This window comes from Ruegeria sp. BB1 (assembly GCF_056539465.1).
Genome location: NZ_JBQFVB010000002.1, coordinates 309421 through 328217 on the forward strand (window position 1 = coordinate 309421; position 18797 = coordinate 328217).

Consider the following 18797-nt stretch of genomic DNA (forward strand, 5'->3'; position numbering starts at 1 on the left):
GGGCGGATTTGTCAGGCTTTCTGTTGCCAAGGAAAGCGATCTGTCAGCGCTCGAGAAATGGCTATGAATGCCAGAACGGCCGCAGGCAACACAATCAGCCCCTGCGCTATGATCGGCTGCAAACCAAGTGACAGCAAGCCTTCCAACGACAGAGCATTAAAAGCGTAAACCATCACGTAGGACAGAATATAGTGCGGCAATCGGTTCAGGCCCTTGGAGTCGAAAACAAGCCGGGCATGGGTTATGAAATTCCATAAAACCCCAACAGAAAACGAGATTACCAGCGCGACCTGAGGCGGTAGGCCGGATAGGCTGAGTACTGCAAAAAGTATGTATCCAAACGCTGTGTTCAATATTCCGACCAACACAAAGCGCATGAAGGAATTCCTTCGGGGGACAAGCAATTTTTTCACAGTGCCGTCCCCTCGGCCCGAAGAACATTTGCCACACCCGAAATCATGTCATGTTTTGGTACGAAACCGACCTTGTCGCGCAACCGGGTCACGTCGGCCGCCAACTGGTCTGGGTCGTCTGGCGCACGCGCAATTGCGCCCAGTTGGATCAGATCGGGATGATGCATCTGGGTTGCGACCTCTGCAATCAGGTCCCGAACCGCGATTGCGGTACCGCTGGCTACATTGACCGCGCCAACCACATCGGTGTCCAGCAGGCGCGACAACGCGCGGGCCAAATCGTCGACATGCAGGAAGTCACGCTTTTGCAGCCCGTCGGTACACTTCACTGGCTGACCCGCACGAAGGTTTGAAATCAGATCCCCAAGCAGCCGCCCCGGTGGCTCGCCCGGCCCGTAAACGAAAAAGATGCGGGCCCAGGCCAGCGAGAGGCCAAGCGCATCTTGCCCATTGCACAGCGCCAGACCGGTCCCGGCCTTGGCTGCCCCATAAAGCGTGCGAGGTCGCAAGGGGCTTGTTTCTGTGAGAGTCGGCTCAGACCAGTCATATTCGGCACAGCTTCCTGCGCAGACCGCGCGTTGGCCGCCTATGCGCGCAAATTCCCGCACCAGATGCAGCGTGGCCGCCATCCAGTCCAAATTGGCCGGCGAAGTCCAGCGATCGCGCGGCCCGTCATGCCAAGCCAGATGGACGAGATGGCTGGCTTGGGCTGTTTCAATGGCTGTTGTTGTGGCGATGGGGTTCAGTAGATTGCAGATGAGGTTGCTGGCCGGATTCCGGCCCAGTGTCACGACTTCATGGCCCGCCTCTGCCAAAGCCGATGCTGTCGCACGACCGATCAAACTGGTCGCTCCGGTCAGCATAACCCGTGCCATCAGCTGATCCTGACCTCTGGCACGGCCGTTGCGAACCGGGTGCCGCGGGCCTTGAGATCGGCCAGCTGATCGATGACTTCGTCCCGGATGTTCCAGGGCAGGATCAAAACATAATTGGGTGGTGTCTCGCGCAGCGCCTCGACCCCGTGAACAGGAATGTGACTGCCGGGCAATAGCGTGTTCTGCTTGGCCGGGTTGCGATCCACACAATATGAAATCAGATCGGGCCCGATCTCTGCATAGTTCAGCAATGTATTGCCCTTGGCAGCCGCCCCATACGCGGCGATGGTATCACCGCGGGCCGCGACTTCGCGCAGGAAGGCAAGCAGCCCGTCGCGTACCGCCTCGACCTGGCCAGTAAAGTTCATATAGCCCTCGGGGCGGTCGAATTGCGCCGCCGCTTCGTCAGCGCGGACCTTGGCAAGGCCCGGTCCTTCTGGGTGGCTGGCCCCTTCAAGACAGGCAAATACCCGCAACGAGCCGCCATGAGTGGGCAGTTCTTCGACATCGAACACGCGCAGACCGGCTTTGGCAAAAATCTTTTCGACCGCCAACAGCGACAGATAGGAATAATGTTCGTGATAAATCGTGTCGAACTGCACTTCGTTGATCAGGTTCAGAAGATGCGGAAATTCGACAGTATAGACCGCGTCACCAGTTAGCAAAGTGGCGATTCCGGCGACGAAATCGTTGATGTCAGGCACGTGGGCCAGAACATTAGCCGAGGCGATCAGTGCCGGCGGTTTCTCGGCTGCGGCGACCTTCTGGGCCAGTGTTTCGCCGAAATAATCGACAAGCGTGCGCACGCCTTTTTCTTCGGCGGCGGCTGCTACGCTACCCGAGGGTTCGATGCCCAGCACCGGAATACCCTTTTCGACAAAATATTGCAGCAGGTACCCATCATTCGAGGCGATTTCGATTACCAGATCATCCGGGCCCAGATGAAGGCGGTCGACCATGTTGTCGACATATGCTTTGGCGTGAGCCAGCCAACTGTCTGAATAGCTGGAGAAATACGCGTAATCGGCATTGAAAATTTCGTCAGCGGGCACCGCATCTTCGACCTGAACCAAATAGCAATCGTTGCAAACCCAGGCATGCAGCGGGTAACGCGGGCAGGCTGTGTTCGCGCGTTCGGGCGGTACATAGGAATTGGCCAGTGGCGACAGCCCGAGATCGACCAATGTTTGGCTCAGCGGTGCGGCACAGTGTCTGCAAATAGGTTGTGTCATTGCGGCATCCTCCAGCGCAGGTCCTCGCTCAGCACGCCATTGTGGATATGTTCTTCCAGCGCTTTCAGTCGCATCAGCGGTGAGGACCTGAAATCGGGGTCTTTAAAATGGATTTCATTCAACAAGTGCAGCAGATCGGCGATCGTACCCCTAAGCGTCTGGACGGGCTGATGTTCGGGCGCCAATTGCTTATACAGCGAAAAGTCGACCTTATACGAACGGCTGTCAGGGGCAGCATCGGGATTGATTGAATAGCTGGCCCCTGGCACGGCTTCAGCCACGGCCTGCGCGAGATCGCGGATCTGATAGTTCCACGCATCCGATCCGGCATTGACTGCCAACCATTGGCCACCGGCATCTTCGGTCCGGTTGATTGCCCATTCGATGGCTCGGGCCATGTCACGCACGTCGATGAGCGGCCGCCATGGGCTGCCGTCACTCAGCACAGTGATCTTACCTGCAGTGACGGCGCAAGCGGCAAAATCGTTTAACACTAGATCAAGCCGCAGCCGGGGCGATGGCCCGCAAGCGGTGGCAAAGCGCAGCGCAGTGCGCAGCATTCCTGGCGTGTTCATGGCCTCTAGCGCCCGCTCGGTTCCGATTTTGCTGCGGGCATAGGCTGTCAGTGGATTCAATGGTGCATCCTCGGACCGCGCATCGCCCTCGGCAAATCCATATACGGAACAGCTGGAGGCAAAGACAAACCGCGATACCCCGGCTTCGGCAGCCAGATGTGCGGTCTGTACAATGGCGTCCTGATTGATTTCCGTGGTGACGGTTTCAAACCGCGCACCCATCGGGTCATTTGAAACCGCCGCCAACGCAACAACTGCATCGGCCCCTTGGAACAACGAGGAATCGATGTCGCGGATATCAGCAATGATCTGTTGGTTCAGAAACCGTTCGGGCCATGCATTATGTGTGGTCAACCGGTCCGAGAAAAACCCGGGATCGACCCCGATCAGGTTGGCGTTGGGCCAGGATTTCCGCAAAGTGGCAGCAACAATCGGACCGATATAGCCAAGATTGCCCAGCAGGATGATTTTCGGAGAAGACCTCAGATTCATTCCCAGACCTTCCATGGGGCGTTGTTTTCCTGCCAACGCTCTTCAAGCTGGCGGCGATCGCGGAGTGTATCCATCGGTTGCCAGAACCCTCTGTGGCGGAACGCCATCAGATCACCGTCTGCAGCCAAGGACTCAAGCGGGGCGCGCTCCCAAATCTCACTATCTCCATGCAGCAATTCACCGACCGATGGATTCAATACGAAGAACCCGCCGTTGATAAACCCGCCATCGCCCCCCGGCTTTTCGGCGAAGCGGTCGATCCGGTCGCCGTCCAGTTCCAATGCCCCAAAGCGTCCCGGTGGGACCACCGCAGTCAGCGTTGCGCGTCTGCCGTGGTTTTTGTGGAACGCGATCAGTGCGCTAATATCGACATTTCCGACCCCGTCCCCGTAGGTCATGCAAAAGGCCTCTTCATCCTTGAGCAGATGCATGACCCGGCGAAGCCGCCCGCCGGTCTGGCTGTCCTGACCGGTATTGACCAGCGTCACGCGCCAGGGTTCCGATCTGCTGTTCGCGATTTCAAGGCCGCCATTAGCCAGATCAATGGTGACGTCCGAACTGTGCAGAAAGAAATTCGCAAAGTACTCCTTGATCACATAACCCTTGTAGCCAAGACAGACGATGAAATCCGTGACCCCGTGGGCAGCGTAGATCTTCATGATATGCCAGATGATCGGTTTGTCTCCGATCTCGACCATAGGCTTTGGTATCCTGACGGTCTCTTCGCTGAGCCTTGTTCCGAAACCACCAGCCAGAATAACGCACTTCATAAAATTGCTCCCTCTCCAATAAGGGGTCAGCCATCAATCGTTAACTACGAACGTCAGCCAGCGAGGACCTTGTTCTCAATAAACACCTACATGCAGTAGGCGGGAGCACGTTGCCCGTGTCAAGATTCAGTGGATAGTCAGGTTCGGCACTTGGCCATCGCAGCACAACTGACCCTCAAAAGCACACAATGAAGGAAAACGGGGTGTATTGTTGATTCGGAATTTTGGACGGAAGCGAAGTTGCGACAACACCACTCTTGTCCTTTTCTTCGTTCGGGCTGTTCTTTTGATGCCGTAGGATGGCGCGCTTAATTGCGACCAGACCTAAAGTTTTCCCAGCACAGGCGAAAGAAATTCATGTGCCGATCAGGGCCTGACGAAATAGTTCATGTAACTCAACCTGTTGGCTGGTGGCGTCGAAACTTTTTTTGCGACGTCCATCCCGACATCGGGCAGCATTTTTCCGAGAGGTCTGCTGTTAATGCACGCGATCTGGCGCAGTGCCTGCCTGTGGGATCGGCAGCCCAAAGTCATGGCAGCACAGATTGCATTTTGCCGAATACGGATTGGGTACGTGAAAGGCCTGGGCATATTATTTGGACCAGTCATTAGGAATTTGTTATGAAATGGTGATAACCTCTAGTAGTTTGTAGTCAGTTTTTTTCGAGTATACGGGTGTTAGTCATTTGCAAAAAGATACCGTTCCTGTCGTAATTATCGGTGGCGGGCCTGCCGGGTTGACTGCAGCCCATGAGCTTCAGAAACTTAGTGACACACATGTTCCACAGGTCTTTGAGGCCTCGGACATGGTTGGCGGCATTTCGCGCACTGAAACTTTCAATGGTTACCGTTTTGATATCGGAGGGCATCGGTTTTTTACCAAGGTGCGCGAGGTCGAAGATATGTGGCACGAGGTGATGGGAGATGATTTCATCACCGTGCAACGCCTGAGCCGCATTTTCTATCGCGGCAAGTTTTATGATTACCCGCTGCGTATCTTCAACGCCCTTGGCAATATAGGCCCCTATGAGACCTATAAGATCATCGGCAGCTTCGTAAAATGGAAAATCCGGCCTAAAAAACAAGAAGATACCTTTGAAGAATGGGTCATCAACCGCTTTGGCGGGCGGTTATATTTACATTTCTTCCACAGCTACACCAAAAAGGTCTGGGGAATTCCGCCGTCAGAAATTCGGGCAGACTGGGCTGCGCAGCGGATCAAGAACCTGTCTTTGCCCAAGGCAGTCTGGAATGCGATTTCCGGTGCCAATGACACCGCCAGCTTGATTGAAGAGTTTCAGTATCCCCGCCTTGGCCCCGGTATGATGTGGGAAAAAACCCGCGATCTGATCCGGGAAAGGGGCGGCAGTGTTGAGACACATTCCGAAGTGGTGCAGGTCAATCGCGACGGCAACCGCGTGACGTCGATTGATGTGCGTCATTGGGACGAAAACGGCGACAAAACGACCGAACGGGTAGAGGGCGAAGAGTTCATCAACTCGATGGCCGTGCGCGATCTGATCCATGCATTTGATCCGCCGCCGCCGCCAGAGGTTGTCGAGGCCGCCGATCGCCTGAGATACCGCGATTTCCTGATTGTGACTTTGATGCTCGATCACGCCGATCCTTTCCCGGACAACTGGATCTACATCCATAGTCCCAAGGTAAAGGTCGGGCGCATCCAGAATTTCCGCGCCTGGTCCAAGGAAATGCTGCCCAACCAGGACACTTCGTCCATCGGAATGGAGTATTTCTGCCAGAAGGGTGACGGGCTGTGGTCGTCCTCAGACGCGGACCTCAAAGAATTGGCCGGTCAGGAACTGGAACAGTTGGGTTTGGCCAAGGCAAGCGATGTCATCGATTTTACAGTGATCCGGCAACCCAAGGCCTATCCGGTTTATGATGGCGACTACAAAGAAGCGCTGGATATTGTCAGTGATTGGCTGAAGACGTTTGAGAATTTTCAGACCGTCGGCCGCAACGGCCTGCATCGTTACAACAATCAGGATCATTCGATGTTGTCCGCCATGTATGCCGCGCGCAATATTTTGGGCGAGGAAAACGACGTTTGGGATGTTAATGTCGAACGGTCCTACCACGAAGAATTCGAGTCAAAGCCTCGAAATAAAGGGTCTGAAACCGCGTTTGAGAAAGGAAACCGCACTCGAATGAGCGGATGAGCTTCGAGCCCGCTTGGTTTGTGCCGGACTTTTTGGACCAACAATTCTTAGAGTTCGAAATGATTGAATGACCAGAACTATGAAGCAATTTTTTTATCTTGGTTTGCTGGCAATTCTGGTCGGCATCGTCTGGATGGGACAAAACATAGCAGGTCAGATTGCAGCAAAAGTTGCATTCGCAGAGGGGCCGTCCCCCTATTTTATCGCCAAGGATGCGTTTTTTTTGTATGTCTGGGCGCCTCTGGTGGCATTGTCGGCGTCGATACTAATTGTCACCCCCGGTCTGCTTTTAGCGCTGGGTATTGCTCGACCCGAAGACCGTTTTGAACATTTTCTGTTGAAAGGTTTTACGCTTTCCCTTTTTGGCGTACCTACGATTGCGGCGATTGTGCAGGCTGTCAGCGGTATCCCGATGACAGGAACAGCTTTCATCGTGTTGGTCGTTCTGCTTTGCCTGCCCGGGGCTGGCTTAACCATCAGACGGCCTGCGCAGGACATCTTCCGGGGCCGGGGATGGGATGTGGCCGGTATGGTTCTGCTTCCCTTGATTGTTTTGCTGTTGTTGTCGCCCAAATTCTATTGGGAAGCTCTCAATGACGATGGGGCGCATAGCTTACTGAGCGCTATCCTGTTCATTTCTCGGGGACTGCCGTTTTGGCCTTTGGATGCTGGTTCAATGACCGGTTACCCAAATCCGAAAATGATGACTGAGGTATTTCTGCAAACCAGCTTCCTTCGGGTGTTTGGGTCGTCCGAAGCGGCCCTTCGATTTGCTTATCTGCCTGGCGTGTCGATTTTGTTCGGAGTGATGCTGGCATTTATCCGTTCGCCAAACAACCGCACCGATGTCTGGTCTGTTTTCGGACTGGGCGCAGCCTTGCTTCTGTTTTCCTTCGTGATGGCGTTTAATCCATCCTACAATCCATATTTTGCAGACATTGCCATGCCAATGACGCGCGAACCGCCCATTATACTGGGAGTTTTGGGTTACATCTTGTTCTTCCGCGACCAAAAACTCGGCTGGATGGCGGTTGTGTCAACGCTAGCTCTTTGCTCCGCACCAAACGGTATTCTGCTGATAGGGTTCTTTCTATTGGCGCACCTGCTTTTGAACTGGTTTCAACCCATTAAGCAGGTGATCGTAGGAGTGTTGATAGCCCTGGCGATTGTGATCCTAGGTTCTTTCTCTTTGGCCATACTGGCAAAAACGGGTGTGACGGGGGTATCCGGTGAATTCAGCACGGGGTCAATTCTGCGTCGTCTGCGCTATGTGACTATATTCGATACGCAGCGGTTTCTGTTCTGGCTTCTGCCCGGCGGGCTTTTGCCTGGACTAGCGCTTTTGGCCTGGCGCTGGCAGGATACGTTTTCCAGAACGCTGACACTCATGACTGTAGGGTACGTTCTGTTCTTCTATGTTCAGGCTTATCGTATTCTGCCGCACCATTTTGCACCGGCTGTTCTGTTGCCGCTGATTGTCTTCTGGCGGTTGCGCCCGGTTCAGGCAGCGCCGGCCTCAGCCTTTGTGATGGCGTTGGCAGGGCTTGCTGTCAGTACTTGGCTGAGTTGGCCTACGACTTTGCGCCCATTTACAGTGACCCGCGATTTGGGGCAGCGTATCGCGATTGAAATCGACGCTGACCCGTTTTTTGACCTTGAGGAGATCCGGATTACGCCAGCTCTGATAAGGAAGGCCTTTCCCCCTGGTTGGTCAGATGTCGAATTGCAGGACCAATACTTAGCGGGAACTGTCTCGGTCTATGTGTACGCACAGATGCCGGTTCCAGCCAATGTCACGCCTACTTACTTTGTCCGTTTGGAAACTGAGGCTTTGGCGCCCGATGAAATTCGATTGGGCGAAGCCGTGGAAGGTAGGGTTTTGGTGACTGATCATTTGCCCACCTATGAAGAAGATTTTAGCAATGCAGACGTCCCGGTGAGCATTGCACCCATTTACAAAGTGCCTCGGGAAACAATCTTCGGTCGCGGAGCACAAACCTCTCCACGTCAGGTCTGGGATATTGCAAAGCTATTGGGCCTAAGATAACCAAATCGGCCCCATGCGAAATGTCTATTTCCGAGAAAACGTCTCTTCGCGCTCGTCGTAATACAGGGCGGGGCGTCCCGGAAAAGCCTTAGTCACGGCGTCATTCGCTGTGCCTCCCAGATCCTTTGCGAAAACCGGCTCGTCCAAGGGAAACGAAGGATCATTGAAGAACAGTGCCGAAGCAATTTGGCTTTTCGGATTGATTAAGACCAGCGGTTGGACAAGACCTTCCGTGTCAGGCAGCGACAGATAGCGATAGTGGTCATCATAGGTACGATGCTCGTGATATCTTGTGACGCCTCGGTAGGACAAAAATACTGTCACTGAAAACAAACACAGAATAAGAAGCACGGCGTTAAGTTTGTCCGAAGCTGACGAAAGGCCAATGGTTTCCAATCGGATGCCAGTTTCCAGAACTCCTCTGGCACTCAGGAACACCAGGGGAGCGATCATCATGAACCAATATCGTGGGCCCACGTAGAAGCTGGCTACGAACCAATAAAGGGCGTGTGCACCCGCTACGACGATAATGATCGCAAGCATCATCCGGTCCGTGGCGTTGATGCGGCCATAGATCAGCAAGATCCAGACAAATACGAGCGACCCGATCCCCCAACCCATGAAATCGGTATGAAGCGCGCTGATATTGGTCAGCGTGTTGACCAGACCTTCAAACGGGGAATGTTCATGCGGGCGCAGTTCCATGTGGCCCCAGCCTTCTGGGGAGCCTATGTTTTGGCCAAACCCAAAGGCGTTGGATCCATCAACCCAGGTTCGTTGATAATAGTCTGATAATGTTGTCAACAGCGGGTCGCCAGTGAAGTAGTAATTATAGAAAAAGATAAGGCTTCCGGTTGCCACGCATCCCACACTGTAGCTGAGTACAGTCAGGGGATGGCGTAAGGCACCTCCGCGCCACAACAGAAACAGACCCGTCAGAATTCCAAGCAACAGGCCGTCAAGGTTGCGGGTCAGGAACAACCAACCCAGTGCCAAGCCGGCCACAAACACCAGTAGAACGGCCCGTTTCAATTCACCTTCTTCGGCGCGAAGGATCAAAAGCCAGGCCAGCAAGACAAGAAACAGGGCGAATGTATGGGACATCAGTGACGCCGACATCGCGATGAACCAGGGGGAGGTCGCCAGGATCAGAGTGCTGATGCTGGCCGTACGGGCATTTGTTAACCGTTGCATCACCCCCTGCGCCAGAAAGATGGACGCAGTGCCCAGAATTGGGTTCACCAACCAGGGCACTCCAAAAAAAACTCCCACCGCCAGAAATGCAGGCCATCCGGGCGTGAAGACCGATATCCAGCGCCCGTTATGATGATCTAGCAGATAAAACTCAAAAGCTGCGCGGGGACCTTCCGGCAGTGCCGGCACATAAAGGGCGCCACTCGCATAGGTCTTGGCCTGAAACATATAGGCAAGCTCATCCTGAACATGCGGCACCCGTTCAAAGGCCAACCATTCCAGCACCAATGTCGCAATCAGAAAAACAGTGGCCATGCAGCCTGCCCATCGCCATCCCGCGGGCAGAGTAACCCCTCTGGGCAAGGTGGCAGCCAATGCGATCACCGTCACCAGGTTGATGACCACAAGGATCAGCCCCGCCGCAAGCTGAATGAAATAGACGTCGATTTCGTTTTGGCGAAGATGGTCGAGGATCGGTATGGTGAACGCACCGCTGAGCAAAAGGAACAGAGCAGTGCGTTTTACGCCCAAATCGCTGATAACCTGAGAGAGTTTGCTGTCACTAGAATTTCTAAACAACACAAAAGCCGAAAGGGCGCCCTGTCCGAAAATTATGGCATACATCGCCATTTCGATGGTCGTTCTGGGCGGGAGGCGTAGCGCCGGGTACCAAAGCGGTTGGGTCACATAAAGCTGCGATGCCCCGCCCACAAACAAAAGCAGCAGCATCAAACCCGATAGCGTCAGATCCCACAAAACAAAAACGGAAAAGAGGGTCAGCGCTAGCGCGACCATCAGCATCCACCATTGCGCCAGATCGCGGATGCCGGGCAAGGCACTCTGTACTGAAAAAACAAGTATCAGCACTGCGACCAGCCCGGCAAACCCAGCAAGCGCAATGCGCCACGGACGAGACGGCGCAGGCGATGATTTTAGAAAAACAGTCATGCGCGCGAAGACTGGTTTGAAGCGCTGGCCTTCTGTCTGTTCAGCTGCAGAACTGTATCAACGACCGCTATTAAAAACAGCAAGGCGCCAATGGTTGCCAAACGCGAGCTTGGAAAGATCTCGACCCCGTCCACATGGAAGGCCCAGATATCGACAAGGTTTTCCGATCGCCAGATCAGCAATGCGCCAAGCCCGGCGAACAGAGTGCTGACGATCCGCCCCCTGAACAGCAGCGTCAGCGGGGAGGCCAACAGCACAAAATCATATATATGCAGCGGCGCCAGCGCGACGATAGCTGCGCAGGCCAATCCGAAGATCTGCCAGCTATGTTTGTTGGCGTCGCAGGCGCGCGTCAGCCGGGTAGGGCCATGACACAGCACCACAATGATCACGAGCGTGATGATCGTGGCCACAGAGCTACCGATATCACGATCCGTAACCTCCCAAATGATCAGCCGCAGACCCGTCATGGATTGTGGAAGGTTGGCAATTGTAAAACCGTCATAAGCAGCCAGATTTTGAAAGAAATCCAAAATGGTACTTGGAGCGACCAAAAGCGGCGGCACTGTCAGCAGGGCGGAAAGAAGCACGGCCATCAAAACCACTTTCCGAGAGTGCGCATCAAACAACAGGTATAGGACCACAAAAGGCGCTCCGATCTGCGGTTTGAGCAGTACCAGCGTCAAACCGATGGCTTCGAAAAAGAGGCGTCCGCCGACGCGGCTCCACAGCATAACGGCAATGCCAAGCCCTGCGATCAGAGTCGTCTGACCAACGGAAAACAGGATCGCGGTAGCTTCGAGGATCGCTAAAAGAAAGAACACCACACTGAAAAGCGGGAAAAAAACCTGACCTCCCGTGAACTCGCCGATCATCTGGGCGCGCCCCGGAAATGCGGTGGTAAAAGCGCTGGTCAACATGCCGCAAATTGCGATGACGATCACCAGACCGAAGATATTCCAGACGACACTCGAAGTGTTCAAATCCAGCGCCCCCAAAGGCGCGGCAAAAATCCACCAAGTCGGTGGGTAAGGCCACAGAACCGGGACATGTCCGACCTCAATATTTGCTTCGCCATGCGCCAAAAACGTCGGGCCGTAGGGGTTTATGCCACCGTGCCACATGTCACCCGCCACCCAGATGAACCGGAAATCATACCCTGCGGGAAGGGCAGACAGTTGCGTGATCTTCAGCAGCAGATAAGCCAACGCCAAGGCAAACATAAGCAGCGAAAGACAAAGGGTAACGCGCCGTGCAATAACGGGGCTGATGAACAATCGTCGCGCATTGCTGTCCGGTGTCATTCGCGACGAAGCTGTTGCTCTGTCAATGTCGTCCATAAAAAACTGTCACCACTAAATCACCGTCGCCCGGTACTAATTGCGATCGACCGGACAACAGCCCATAAAACACAGGGCTATTCTAAAGCATGCTGCTCAAAATCAAAGTATTGGTGGTTGCACCTTGGCAGAAATGCAAAACGACAAGTACGGCATGCACATTCTGCTGGATTTGGGGGAATTGTTGCCAGAAGTGCGATCAGGCTCGCCAGGAGCTTAGATCGCGGTCCAACAGATGTTCCAAATCTTCGATTTCCGGCAGCAACCTTTCACGCAGGATCGCGCGTGCGCGGTCTGGCATTTCCACCTCGCGTTTGAGGTTGAATTGGGACAGGCGATCCCTGATTTTCCAGCGCAGTTCCTGTGACATGACACGGGCGATCATTCCGGTGATCGGGTTGGGTTTCATCAGGAAATCCTGAAACAGACGGCTGCGCGGCACGCCGCCGGCATTTACCCGCGATGACAGGTCAGATTGGAAGCTTGTATCGGCCCCGATGAATGCAGTGATGCTGTCGATGACGTCTTTCGGATCGTCCTGAAATTCTTCGTAGGTTCGGATCAGGAATTGGCTGCGGTCGAAAAGCTTGAAATAGCGCGATAATTGCTGTGCATAGAGCGGAAAGCGTGAATACCCAAACAGGGGTTGCCAACCTGCGGCAAGCCGTTCGTTTTCGGCGTCCAATGCAGCGGAAAAATCCTCGAGCGGTTCGATCCGTTGCTTTACCGCATAAAGGTAATGGGACAAGGCCTGATCTATTGGATTTCGCAGAATAACCACCATACGCACCCGGGGAATACGGCGATGAATGCGTTCAGGCGCCTTGGGTGCATAAAGATATAGCGGGGATGCTTCTCCGCAGACCGCCTCCACTGGCGCATCGGAAAACAGGGCATGATAGTCGGCGATCTGCGTGACCGAGTTGTTGACATAGTCCGCGCCCGGCCCAGAGAAATTCAAGGCTTCGCCCTCGAAAGCAAAGAAATTGGGCTCTTTGGCGGACGGCATGAAGATACTCGGGTTTTGCCGCAGATGGCTGTACAGCGCCGTTGTACCGGCCCGCGCGGCGCCAAGGATTAGGAAATCCGGCATCCGTGCCGCAGGGCCCGAAATTTCAGTTTCGGGTGACATGGAGTTTCTGCTTTTGCCCCAGAACGTGATACTCGAACAGGCACCAGACATAGATCGTGGCCGAATAGACGTAATACACTTGGTGATACAGTAGGCATTTAAAGGCAAACCATGCCCCACCATGCCCGGCCATCGTGCGCACCAGATCGAAATTGGCGACCAAAGCCGCCACTAGCAAAAGCAAAGGCAGGGCCCATGCACCCGGCCAGAAGGGCAGGGCCAGAACCGACAACAACAGCAGACCAGCAATCGCGGCCCGAACCCGTTCGGCCATCGAGGTGTTCAGATCGTCTGTCAGCCCTTCGCGTGAAATCATCAGCCGGGCCCAGGGCAGGGCGCGGCAATAGATGTCAGTGGTCAGGCTGTTGCGCATGGTCCAGACCTTCAGATGTTTGCCCTGCAACTGCGGCTCGACAAGGATGCGGTAGCCAGCATTGGCAATCCGATACCCCAGCTCGATATCTTCAATCGACGGGACCTCATAGGTTTTGACGTCGAACCCGCCGACCTCAAGGAAAACGTCGCGCCGGATGGCACCGCACCCAGCCCAGAAAGTTTGGGCCTCGCGCCGTGCGCGTTGGTGGTGATAACGGTGCAAAAGGTTTTTATAGCGCGAAAACCAGGACTGCCCGTCCGGTGCATCATCATACGAGCCGAAAACGGCAGCGACATTATCTTCGGACATGGCGCGGCGGATATGTTCCGGGCCGTCAGGCCAGGCGATGACGTCGGAATCGACGAACCATAGTATATCGCCCGTGGCGTGCTGCGCAGCCAGGTTGCGGGCTGCGCCCGGCCCACCATTGACCGGTGTTGTCAGGACCGTCGCCCCCATCTCGTGTGCAAGCGCGGCCGTTCCGTCTGGGGACTGGTCATCCACAACCAGAACCTGCTGCACCTGTCCGACATTCAGCAATTCAATCAGCGGGGTCAGAACGCGGGGCAACATATGCTCGGCATTGTAGGCGGGCATAACGACACTAATGGACAATGAATGATCCGACATCACAAATCCCTTTTGGTGGCGGCGCGCAGGGCAGGGGGCCACCTTATGATAAGAAGAAAGGCTGCAGTGAACGGAAGCAACCACATCACGCGAGCGCCATATCGGTCCGCTGGCTGTGACACCCCACCACAAACCAGCGCATTGACCGCAATTCCTATCAGGATGAATAGGGCAAATAGCTTGATATCGCGCGGCACGCTGCGCGGGGTCAGCAAAAAGACCACGATAACAGCAAACGAAACGGCATAGATAAAGCCGTGCAGCGCATTAACCGGCGTAAGCCAACCGCGATCCTTGGACAGCAGGCCGCCTTGAATCAGATGCAGTTGAGAGTCGTCTAACCGTGCAAGATGGCGAGCGTTGTCAAGCGCCTGCTCTGTCGGGATTGTCATCCAAACGCTGTCACGCAAAATTTGGCGATAACCATTCTTGGCCAGGGCCCAAGATGTGGCAATGGGACGGGAAAGAAACACAGCCTTGGCGAAGTCACGCTGGGAACGTGCAACCTTCTTCTGGTCTTCTGCTGACATAAGCCGGAATGATCCAAGCTTGGGCGAGCGCTCGAAAATGATATGCGACACAGTCAACCGATAGGGATCATCAGACCATGAAAGGGCCTCGTGCAGGGCGCATGTCGGTATGTTTGTGTCGGGGCAGGCGTCGTTCAGGTAGTCCATGCCCGGCCCATCTACAATCAGCCGCGCGGTGATGTGGGGTGTATAGACGACTTCTTTGTTTGTTTTGGTTTCCACCGCGATCTGAAAGGCTTTGCGCTCGGCCACTGCAATCGCAAGCACGATCACAAGCAATATCACTGCCCGCCATCGCCCCCGTGCTTTCATGAATAGGGCGGCCAGGATCACAAAAGGCACCATAAGCCCAGCGATTGCCAAATGTGACGGGTGTGAAATGACGGAAAACACAGCCAGACCTGACATCACAAAAAGTTCCCAGCCTCGCATTGTGCGACCGACCGCCGTCAGCGCAGCGATTACGATCAGCAAAACCGGCGCAAATATGTCCGGCATCATATAGGCGATGTAAAACGGCAATGAGGAAAGAGCCGCAACCAGAAGCGGCACTGTGGTCAGCAAAGATGTGCTGCGGGCCTCTTCCAGAGTGCGGTTTGTCGTCCGTGCCAGAAGCCAAACAACCAGAAATATGCCAGCCATATGAAAGATTGGAACGGCAATAAGGGCGCCCGCGCGAAAAAAGAGGGCCATGACAATGCCATAGATCAGTGACCGGGATCCGGTTGCGGTATTGTCCTGATCCGCAGCGCTACTTCCACCTGCGCTGCCGCTCTCGCTTATTGTTGGCAGCAAACTGTTCAGCGCCACGTTGCCCTGTCGAATATAACTGCCGGTGTCGAAGTAGTAGAGAGGCCCGCCATTTATCAAAAGCACGGACAAACAGGCAAGCACCGCCGCGGCAAGCAGCAGAAATCCTCCAATTCGCCAAGATGGCCTATCAGAGGAAACCGATACGTTCATATCCGTTCTACAGCGCTCTCCGCCGCCACAGCTATGCGCCGGAAATAGGCGATTGTTGCTTCCAGCCCTTCTTCCAGCGGTACGTGAGGTGACCACCCCAGCTGTTCCTGGGCTCGCGTGATATCCGGCTGGCGTTGGATTGGGTCGTCTGGCGGCAACGGGCGCTGCACCAGCTCAGAGTTCGAGCCGGTCTGGCGGATCACTGACTCGGCCAGCTCACGAATGCTCAATTCCACCGGATTGCCCAGGTTAATCGGCCCGGTCACATCATCAGAGGATTCCATCAGCTTAATCAGCCCGTCAATCAGATCGGATACATAGCAGAAGGACCGGGTCTGACTGCCGTCACCGTAAATGGTGATAGGCTCTCCGTTCAGGGCTTGCATGATAAAATTGGATACGACACGCCCATCATCGGGATGCATGTTCGGCCCGTAGGTGTTGAAGATCCGCGCCACTTTGATCGGCAGGTTGTGCTGGCGGTAATAGTCAAAGAACAACGTCTCGGCACAGCGTTTGCCCTCATCATAACATGAACGCGGTCCGATCGGATTGACGTGGCCGACGTAATCCTCGGTTTGCGGGTGAATTTGCGGATCGCCGTAAATCTCGGACGTCGAAGCCTGCAGAATTCGAGCACCGACCCGCTTGGCCAGTCCCAGCATATTGATCGCACCATGCACAGCCGTCTTGGTCGTCTGGACCGGATCGTGCTGGTAATGGAACGGAGAGGCCGGGCAGGCCAGATTGTAAATCTCATCCACTTCAACATACAGCGGAAAGGTCACGTCATGGCGCATGACCTCGAAGCGGGGGTTTTGTAGCAGGTGGTGCAGGTTTCCGCGCCGACCCGTGAAAAAATTGTCGACACACAAAACCTCGTGCCCTTGTTTCAGCAGGGCCTCGCACAGGTGCGAGCCGAGAAAGCCTGCGCCACCCGTAACCAGAATCCGCTTGGCGGTTAGATGCATGTCGTTGGGATCAAAATCAGACGCGTTCATCAGCGCTCTCTGCAGTTATAATCCGACCGGTATTGCTTCGCGTCGGTTTTCTAAAACGATCAGGCACTACAAACGAATAAAACAAATAATTCGGCTGCAAATTTGAGCGCCTGCACTCAGTATGTACATCGCGGTTGAGGCTACACGAAATTTAGAGGGGGACGAAGGATAAATATGCGCGCTCTGCGGTTTTTGTGGTTTCCGGTTGTATGAGCCATGTTTCAGAACCAGTTACCAAAGCTGGGCTAAACAATTGTGCGCTCAGACCGAGACTGTTCCGAGTACGTCAAAAAAATAACGTTAAGCCTTTTGGAGCCAAGCGGGGACCAAATGCGGGTGTAACGCATGTTTCAAGACGTGGAATCAATGTTATGGTAAATTTAAGCCGTGCTTACTTACCGGACCTCGTTCAGATGGAGCCACCGGCGGCCTGGCGCAGCATCCAGACCATTCGTGTACACCTGAGCCGGATAAGAGTGGCAATAGCTCGCAAGGTTTCACCGGTTGAATTCAGTCTGCTGCTGGCCAGAACCTTTGGCGTATGTACCATGGCACTGGCAGGCATTGCCAATCCGCGAATTGCCCATCTCAGGCGTGCTTTGCCTCCGGTTCCGTTCAACTGATACGCTTCCTGCGTCATGCGTCGCCATTTCGTCCTGAGCGCGAACCAATCTTGTCTTGACGGATGTTTGACACGAAACCGATCCTCGTACACCAGACTATAACCTCGCGCGACAGCACGCATGGTCCATTCCTGATCTTCCGATATACCGTTTATAAACCCGCCGATCGCGTCGAACACGTCGCGGCGCGTCAGCAGATTGCCAGCACCGGAAAACCCCTGAACCTCGATATATCTGCGGAAATTGAATGCAAAAACGGCCTCGAACGCCTCGGCCCCGCTGCGCGGTGGTGGGGTTTCGTCAAACACGTCAACTCGGCCCCCGACAAGGTCAGCCCGGTTGGCGATTGCGCGGCCGACCGTCAGCCAGTCAGGCGCTGGAACGCAATCGGCATCTATGAAAAACAACCTTGGCGCTGTGGTTGCGGCAATACCCTTGTTTCGTGCATGCGCCGCGCCCTTCTGGGTTTCAGTGATGAACCGCACATCAGGAAAGGCCAGCTTCACCTCGTCCAACGAGACCGGAGACGCGTTGTCTACAACCACGATTTCTGTTTCGGTGGTGTCGTTCTCCATCAACGCCCGCAGGCATCGTTCCAGTCTATCAGGGTCGTTGTAATGGGGAATAATGACCGCATCCGTCGGAGCCGGATCAGTACGAGCCGTACTCATAGCCGAAAGCCTCGCTGATATAGCGACATTTGTTCAGCACGATGCCCATGACCTTCGTCAGCTCTGCCAGTTGCTGTTCGGCCAGGTCAACATGGTCCACGCTGGTTTCTTCGGCGGCACCCAATAGCAGGGCACAGTCAACGTTCTTCAGGAACCCGTGGCTGTCGTCGCTGGCCATCAGCGGCGGAGTATCGAACAGCATGATATCCGGCTGGTACTCTGCTTCGATTTGTTCCAGTGTTTCGATCATGGCCCGGCTTTGCAGAATCTCGGCTGGATTGCGTGTTGACGAATAGTTCAATCCAAAGATTACATTTTCACCATGGCGCAGCGCATGCTGTTCAAACGAAATGTTTCCTTTAATGACATCGGACATGCTGTGATTGCCGGTCTGCCGCAGGATTTCGGCCAACCCTCTGCGTCGCATATCAAAATCAATGACGATTGTACGCAGGTCCTTCTGTCGGCTCAGACTAAAGGCAAGATTTGCGGCCGCCGTGCTTTTACCACATCCGCTGTACGGGGATGTCAGGGCGATGCGCCGCCAGCCGTTGGACTGAAGTTGCTGAATCATCTTTGTCCGCAACATATCGTAGGGGGCAGCTTCAGGCCCGCCGTGATAGGCAATCAGACGATTACGAGCGATCAAGTTCTGATCAATCTGCAACTCGGGCAGAGAACTCCAGGCATCTTGGCTGTCATCAGTTGGAACAGGCTGCGGAGCCCCGGGTTGCAGAATAGGTTCCGCTTGGCGGCTTTCGCGTTCATTGCGAGCTTTGCGAATTGCCTCTTGAAGACGATCCAT

Annotated in this window: 15 protein-coding genes; 2 read left to right on the plus strand and 13 right to left on the minus strand. The window is 54.7% G+C overall.

What is annotated here, in order from left to right; translation table 11 throughout:
• Window positions 1–11: 11 nt before the first annotated feature.
• The 5 genes from ACR0AL_RS09125 to rfbF are packed head-to-tail and all read right to left on the minus strand — an operon-like array spanning window position 12 to window position 4357.
• Window positions 12–377, minus strand: coding sequence for a GtrA family protein (locus tag ACR0AL_RS09125; protein WP_170350096.1), 366 nt, complete (start codon window positions 375–377; stop codon window positions 12–14).
• A gap of 32 nt (window positions 378–409) precedes the next feature.
• The gene (locus tag ACR0AL_RS09130; RefSeq protein WP_480662738.1) at window positions 410–1288 is read right to left on the minus strand and encodes an NAD-dependent epimerase/dehydratase family protein; all 879 of its coding nucleotides are present in this window, start codon (window positions 1286–1288) and stop codon (window positions 410–412) included.
• A complete protein-coding gene (locus tag ACR0AL_RS09135) occupies window positions 1288–2520 on the minus strand; it encodes a class I SAM-dependent methyltransferase (protein ID WP_170350098.1) in 1233 nt (410 codons plus the stop codon). The genes ACR0AL_RS09130 and ACR0AL_RS09135 overlap by 1 nt, the downstream gene beginning before the upstream one ends.
• A complete protein-coding gene (locus ACR0AL_RS09140; RefSeq protein ID WP_480662740.1) occupies window positions 2517–3587 on the minus strand; it encodes an NAD-dependent epimerase/dehydratase family protein in 1071 nt (356 codons plus the stop codon). Before ACR0AL_RS09140 ends, ACR0AL_RS09135 begins: the two co-directional genes overlap by 4 nt.
• Window positions 3584–4357, minus strand: coding sequence for a glucose-1-phosphate cytidylyltransferase (gene rfbF, locus ACR0AL_RS09145; protein WP_170350100.1), 774 nt, complete (start codon window positions 4355–4357; stop codon window positions 3584–3586). Before rfbF ends, ACR0AL_RS09140 begins: the two co-directional genes overlap by 4 nt.
• Window positions 4358–5043: 686 nt before the next feature.
• Between rfbF and ACR0AL_RS09150 the strand changes: the two genes are divergently transcribed.
• Together ACR0AL_RS09150 and ACR0AL_RS09155 are read left to right on the plus strand one after the other, a co-directional pair.
• Entirely contained in the window at window positions 5044–6537 is a 1494-nt protein-coding gene (locus ACR0AL_RS09150) for an NAD(P)/FAD-dependent oxidoreductase (RefSeq protein WP_480662742.1), read from the plus strand.
• Between the two features lie 79 nt (window positions 6538–6616).
• Entirely contained in the window at window positions 6617–8584 is a 1968-nt protein-coding gene (locus tag ACR0AL_RS09155; RefSeq protein WP_480662744.1) for a hypothetical protein, read from the plus strand.
• A 24-nt stretch (window positions 8585–8608) separates the two neighbouring features.
• On the opposite strand, the gene ACR0AL_RS09160 is transcribed toward ACR0AL_RS09155, so the two are convergent.
• From ACR0AL_RS09160 to ACR0AL_RS09195, 8 genes are all read right to left on the minus strand, one after another.
• Complete coding sequence (locus ACR0AL_RS09160) at window positions 8609–10726, minus strand: glycosyltransferase family 39 protein (RefSeq protein WP_170350103.1); 2118 nt, start codon at window positions 10724–10726, stop codon at window positions 8609–8611.
• A complete protein-coding gene (locus tag ACR0AL_RS09165; protein ID WP_170350104.1) occupies window positions 10723–12066 on the minus strand; it encodes a glycosyltransferase family 87 protein in 1344 nt (447 codons plus the stop codon). The genes ACR0AL_RS09160 and ACR0AL_RS09165 overlap by 4 nt, the downstream gene beginning before the upstream one ends.
• Before the next feature lie 199 nt (window positions 12067–12265).
• Complete coding sequence (locus ACR0AL_RS09170; protein ID WP_170350105.1) at window positions 12266–13198, minus strand: sulfotransferase domain-containing protein; 933 nt, start codon at window positions 13196–13198, stop codon at window positions 12266–12268.
• Complete coding sequence (locus ACR0AL_RS09175; RefSeq protein ID WP_170350106.1) at window positions 13182–14204, minus strand: glycosyltransferase family 2 protein; 1023 nt, start codon at window positions 14202–14204, stop codon at window positions 13182–13184. Before ACR0AL_RS09175 ends, ACR0AL_RS09170 begins: the two co-directional genes overlap by 17 nt.
• On the minus strand, window positions 14204–15616 hold the full coding sequence (locus ACR0AL_RS09180) for a hypothetical protein (RefSeq protein WP_480647477.1): 1413 nt from the start codon (window positions 15614–15616) through the stop codon (window positions 14204–14206). The genes ACR0AL_RS09175 and ACR0AL_RS09180 overlap by 1 nt, the downstream gene beginning before the upstream one ends.
• A 77-nt stretch (window positions 15617–15693) precedes the next feature.
• On the minus strand, window positions 15694–16698 hold the full coding sequence (locus tag ACR0AL_RS09185) for a UDP-glucuronic acid decarboxylase family protein (RefSeq protein WP_437440774.1): 1005 nt from the start codon (window positions 16696–16698) through the stop codon (window positions 15694–15696).
• Between the two features lie 409 nt (window positions 16699–17107).
• Window positions 17108–17992 (minus strand): glycosyltransferase family 2 protein, encoded by an 885-nt coding sequence (locus tag ACR0AL_RS09190; protein WP_170350108.1) that lies wholly within the window; start codon window positions 17990–17992, stop codon window positions 17108–17110.
• Window positions 17973–18797 carry a CpsD/CapB family tyrosine-protein kinase gene (locus ACR0AL_RS09195; RefSeq protein WP_480662745.1) on the minus strand — a complete coding sequence of 275 codons (825 nt, stop codon included), beginning with the start codon at window positions 18795–18797 and terminating at the stop codon, window positions 17973–17975. Before ACR0AL_RS09195 ends, ACR0AL_RS09190 begins: the two co-directional genes overlap by 20 nt.